At 52.1% G+C, this 5,167-nt stretch carries 3 protein-coding genes and 1 pseudogene; 1 reads left to right on the top strand and 3 read right to left on the bottom strand.

The features are described 5' to 3' along the window. From RTK32_RS04550 to pncB, 3 genes and pseudogenes are all read right to left on the bottom strand, one after another. Positions 1–130 (bottom strand): annotated as a pseudogene (locus tag RTK32_RS04550) (porin OmpC); the annotation flags it as partial. Positions 131–433: 303 nt separating this feature from the next. Continuing rightward, on the bottom strand, positions 434–1,834 hold the full coding sequence (gene asnS / locus RTK32_RS04545; protein ID WP_312042313.1) for an asparagine--tRNA ligase: 1,401 nt from the start codon (positions 1,832–1,834) through the stop codon (positions 434–436). Between the two features lie 164 nt (positions 1,835–1,998). Beyond that, positions 1,999–3,204 carry a nicotinate phosphoribosyltransferase gene (pncB, locus tag RTK32_RS04540; RefSeq protein ID WP_312042312.1) on the bottom strand — a complete coding sequence of 402 codons (1,206 nt, stop codon included), beginning with the start codon at positions 3,202–3,204 and terminating at the stop codon, positions 1,999–2,001. Positions 3,205–3,467: 263 nt separating this feature from the next. On the opposite strand from pncB, the gene pepN reads away from it, so the two are divergent. Next, positions 3,468–5,167 (top strand): aminopeptidase N (gene pepN, locus RTK32_RS04535; protein WP_312042311.1); only part of this gene is annotated, 1,700 nt, incomplete at its 3' end.

The following is a 5,167-nucleotide window of genomic DNA, read 5'->3' as shown; positions in this document are numbered from 1 at the left end:
AATAATGCAAACCTACTGCTTTACCATAGAGGTCCAGCTTATTGCCGTCTTTGTTATAGATTTCTGCTGCATTGGCTGCACCAGCGGCTAACAGGGCTGGAATAACCAGTGCCAGAATATTGCGCTTCATCATTATTTATTACCCTCATTGGAGTTATCTGGACACCTGCCACTGCCGTCAATAATTCTTTACAGAACTACGATGAGAGTTTGGTGTCTTCCTGTATCTGCACGCATCTTTCCATTGGCGGTCCGGTTAATCTACCTCGAAAATGCTACTAATATCCTATTCTGGTTACAGGGGGAAAGATTGTGTGTCAAAATGTAAATAATACGGAACTTTGTGAACTATATCTAAATTTACAAAAATAAAAAAAGGCCAGCAGAGCTGACCTTAGTTATATATATGAATTTCTTATATTTAATGCATAAATCAGAAGCTGGCGTTGCGCGGCGTTCTTGGGAAGGCGATAACGTCCCTGACGTTTTGCACGCCGGTCACGTATGCAATCAGGCGCTCAAAACCTAAGCCAAATCCGGAATGAGGCACGGTGCCGTAGCGACGCAGATCGCGATACCACCAATAATCTTCTTTGTTCAGCCCCATTTCTGCCAGACGTGCATCTAACACGTCCAGACGCTCTTCACGCTGGGAACCGCCGATGATTTCGCCAATGCCCGGCGCCAGAACGTCCATTGCCGCAACGGTTTTTCCATCGTCGTTCAGGCGCATATAAAACGCCTTAATATCTTTCGGGTAGTTTTTCACCACAACCGGCGCTTTGAAGTGTTTTTCGGCCAGGTAGCGCTCGTGCTCGGAAGAAAGATCAATGCCCCAGGAAACGGCATTCTCAAACTTCTCGCCGCACGCTTTAAGGATTTCAACAGCCTCGGTGTAATCTACCTGGGCAAAATCGGTAGTAACAAATTGTTCCAGGCGCGTAATCGCTTCTTTGTCTACGCGTTCAGCAAAGAAAGCCATATCGTCGGCGCGCTCGGCCAGAACAGCCTTAAAGACGTACTTCAGCATCGCTTCTGCCAGCGCGGCGTTATCTTCCAGATCGGCAAAGGCCACTTCCGGCTCAAGCATCCAGAATTCCGCCAGGTGACGGCTGGTGTTAGAGTTTTCAGCACGGAATGTTGGGCCAAAGGTATAGATTTTGGAAATCGCGCTGGCGTAGGTTTCACCATTAAGCTGGCCAGAAACGGTCAGGAAAGCTTCTTTGCCGAAGAAATCTTCATCGTAATTAACTTTACCTTCCGGCGTACGCGGCAGGTTTTCCATATCCAGCGTAGAGACGCGGAACATTTCACCGGCGCCTTCCGTATCGGAAGCGGTGATCAGTGGAGTGGAAACCCAGAAAAACCCTTGCTCATCGAAAAAGCGATGCAGCGCCTGCGCCAGCGTGTGGCGAACGCGCGCGACCGCACCAATCAGGTTAGTGCGCGGACGCAGATGGGCCACCTCACGCAGATACTCAATGCTGTGACGCTTGGCCGCCATCGGGTAGGTGTCCGGGTCATCAACCCAGCCGATGACTTCAACTGCACTGGCCTGAATTTCAAAGCTCTGGCCCTGGCCTGGCGAGGCCACAATTTTCCCGGTAATCACCACGGAACAGCCGGTGGTCAGACGCAGCACTTCTTCCTGATAATTATTCAGAGAATTATTTACGACGGCCTGGACGGGATTAAAGCAGGAACCGTCATAGACGGCGATAAAGGAAATACCGGCTTTTGAATCTCTTCGTGTACGCACCCAGCCGCGAACGGTGACTTCGCTGTCAACCGCGATCCGGCCTTGCAGTACATCCGCTACAGGCACAACGCTCATATAAGTCTCTCTTATGCAGAATTAAAATTACCCGAAATCGGGGCAATACTATGTTACTTGCCAGAAGATGAGACACAAGAAGAATTCGTTGCAAGGCAGGAGATTTATTGACGAAGGACTATCAGCCAGAGAGAAAGACGCGTGCCTTTCTCTCTGGAAGCAGGCTAGCTGGCTTTTTTAACCAGCGGGAGATCGAAAGCTTTGCGCAGGGCGCGAACAAACGCTTTGTCCTGGCAAATAGTTTTGCCCGGGCTGTCAGAGAGTTTGGCGACCGGTTTGCCGTTGCACTCTACCAGCTTGATCACAATATTCAGCGGTTTTACCTCTGGAATATCGCAGGTCAGCCGGGTGCCAATGCCGAAAATCACCTCTACTCGCTGGCCAAAGTGACGGTAAAGCTCCACCGCTTTCGGCAAATCAAGATTGTCTGAAAAAACCAGCGTTTTCTCCTGCGGATTAATGCCGAGCTTTTCATAATGCGCAATGGCTTTTTCGCCCCACTCAACAGGATCGCCGGAGTCATGGCGCAATCCCTGATAGCTGCTGGCAAAATTGAGGCCGAAATCACGCAGGAAAGCATCCATGGTGATACAGTCGGTCAACGCGATACCCAGACGATGAGGATACTCTTCCAGCCAGGCCTGCAACGCAGCGCGCTGGCTGTTGGCCAGAACGGGGCTGATTTGCTGATGCGCCTGGAACCATTCATGGGCCTGCGTACCTACCGGGGCAAGCTGCAGCCGCCGGGCGACATCATAATTGCTGGAGCCGACCAGCCACGGGAAATCCGCTTTCAGCGTGCTGACAATTGCCAGCTGCACATCGTGAGAAAAACGACGGCGAGTCCCGAAGTCCATCAGCTTAAAGCGAGACATATCTAAATCCGCCGTCAGCTTGCCAAAGTCAAGCAGCTTGCTTTGCAGGCGCTCCACGGCCATAGCGGGAACGATCTGCGGCGAGCGGTGACGATGCACCACTTCGCTGATCAGGGCCAGCAGCGGCACTTCCCACATAATCACCTCAAGCCACGGGCCGGCGATGCGGATGTCCAGCTTGCCCTGATGGTTGCGGATGCGTACCTGAGAAGGGTCATAGCGGAAGTGTTTCAGCCACTGCAGATAATCTGCACTAAAGAAAGGCAGATCGGCAAGATAGCGGCTCTCTTCGTCGCTGAGCGCCAGCGACTGCATCAATGTCACCTGTTGAGCGATTTCCTCAGCATAAATGCCAAGCAGATCGTCACCACGGCAGCGAAACTCAGCCACTACGGAAACGTTCTGATAGCGATGAAATACCGCCTGCTGCATATGCAGCTTGTAGGCGTCCGTATCCAGCAGCGTGGTCAGTATCGGGGAAGCATGTCGTGTCATGGTGCGTTTCAGCATCCTCTGGCGAAGAGCGTTATCCCTGGTTTCAAAAATAGTAATGACGCAGGAGTATAACTTGAATACTCATTTATTGAACCCGATCACAGCACAATTCGATCCGGCAGGTCGAGGGCAATCCGTGCGATTGTTAAGAGAATGTAGCTTTTAACAGCAATTCAGACGGCCCGACACGATTCTCCATGGCAACATTGCAGGAAGCGGAATAGACTTGGAAAGTTAACTAATTATCGACATGAGAAGCACTTATGACGCAACTGCCACAAGCCAAAAATCGCCATGACTATCGCGCGCCGGATTACACCATTACCGATATCGACCTGACGTTTGAACTGGATGCTGCAACCACCCGCGTGACGGCCGTCAGTCGGGTAAAGCGTCTGGGCCAGGCTGATGCGTCGCTGCGTCTGGACGGGGAAGACCTGTCGCTGGTCTCATTGGACATCGACGGTCAGCCCTGGACGGACTACGTGCTGGAAGAGGGCGCACTGATTGTGTCTCGCCTGCCCGACACCTTCACGATGAAAATCGTCAACGATATTCATCCGGATAAAAACAGCGCGCTGGAAGGCCTGTATAAATCGGGCGAGGCGCTTTGTACTCAATGCGAGGCCGAAGGCTTCCGTCATATTACCTGGTATCTGGATCGACCTGACGTGCTGGCGCGGTTTACCACGACGATTATCGCAGAACAACAGCTGTATCCGTATCTGCTGTCAAACGGTAACCGGATTGACAGCGGCGCCGCGGAGAATGGACGTCATTGGGTTAAATGGGAAGATCCTTTTCCAAAACCTTGCTATCTGTTTGCCCTGGTAGCAGGCGACTTTGACGTGCTGCGCGACAGCTTTACAACCCGCTCAGGTCGTGATGTCGCACTGGAGATCTTTGTCGATCGTGGCAACCTTGACCGCGCCGACTGGGCGATGACCTCGCTGAAAAACAGCATGAAGTGGGATGAGCAGCGCTTTGGTCTGGAATACGATCTGGATATCTTCATGATCGTTGCCGTCGACTTCTTTAATATGGGGGCGATGGAAAACAAAGGCCTGAACGTCTTTAACTCCAAATACGTGCTGGCGAAAGCAGAAACGGCGACCGATAAAGATTATCTGGGCATTGAAGCGGTTATTGGCCATGAATATTTCCACAACTGGACGGGTAACCGCGTCACCTGTCGCGACTGGTTCCAACTGAGCCTGAAAGAAGGGCTGACGGTATTCCGCGATCAGGAGTTCAGCTCCGATCTCGGCTCTCGCGCCGTCAATCGTATCGATAACGTTCGCGTTATGCGCGGTGCGCAGTTTGCAGAAGATGCCAGCCCGATGGCGCATCCCATTCGCCCTGAACAGGTGATTGAGATGAATAACTTCTACACGCTAACCGTGTATGAAAAAGGATCTGAAGTCATCCGTATGCTGCATACCCTGCTGGGCGAGACGAATTTCCAAAAAGGCATACAGCTTTACTTCGAGCGTCACGACGGCAGCGCAGCGACCTGCGACGATTTTGTGCAGGCGATGGAAGATGCATCAAACGTCGATCTTTCCCAGTTCCGCCGTTGGTACAGCCAGTCCGGCACGCCGGTGCTTTCCGTGCGCGATGACTATAACGCCGAACTGGAGCAGTACACGCTGCACGTGACGCAAATGACGCCGCCAACGGCCGATCAGAAAAACAAGCTGCCGCTGCATATCCCGCTGGATATCGAGCTTTATGACAGCGAAGGCAATGTGATCCCTTTGCAGCACAATGGGCATCCGGTTCATCACGTGCTGAACGTAACGGAAGAGTTCCAGAGTTTTGTCTTTGACAAGGTTTATCAACAGCCCATCCCGTCGCTGCTGCGTGAGTTCTCTGCGCCGGTGAAGCTGGACTATAACTGGAGCGATGCACAGCTTACGTTCCTGATGCGCCACGCCCGTAATGATTTCTCACGTTGGGATGC

This window comes from Erwinia sp., assembly GCF_031978025.1.
Taxonomy (GTDB): domain Bacteria; phylum Pseudomonadota; class Gammaproteobacteria; order Enterobacterales; family Enterobacteriaceae; genus Erwinia.
This window is presented reverse-complemented; position numbering and strand designations above follow the sequence as displayed.

Excerpts from the sequence above, each read along its gene's own strand:
- pncB (WP_312042312.1), bottom strand. The coding sequence starts at position 3,204 with ATGACACGACATGCTTCCCCGATACTGACCACGCTGCTGGATACGGAC.
- asnS (WP_312042313.1), bottom strand. The coding sequence starts at position 1,834 with ATGAGCGTTGTGCCTGTAGCGGATGTACTGCAAGGCCGGATCGCGGTT.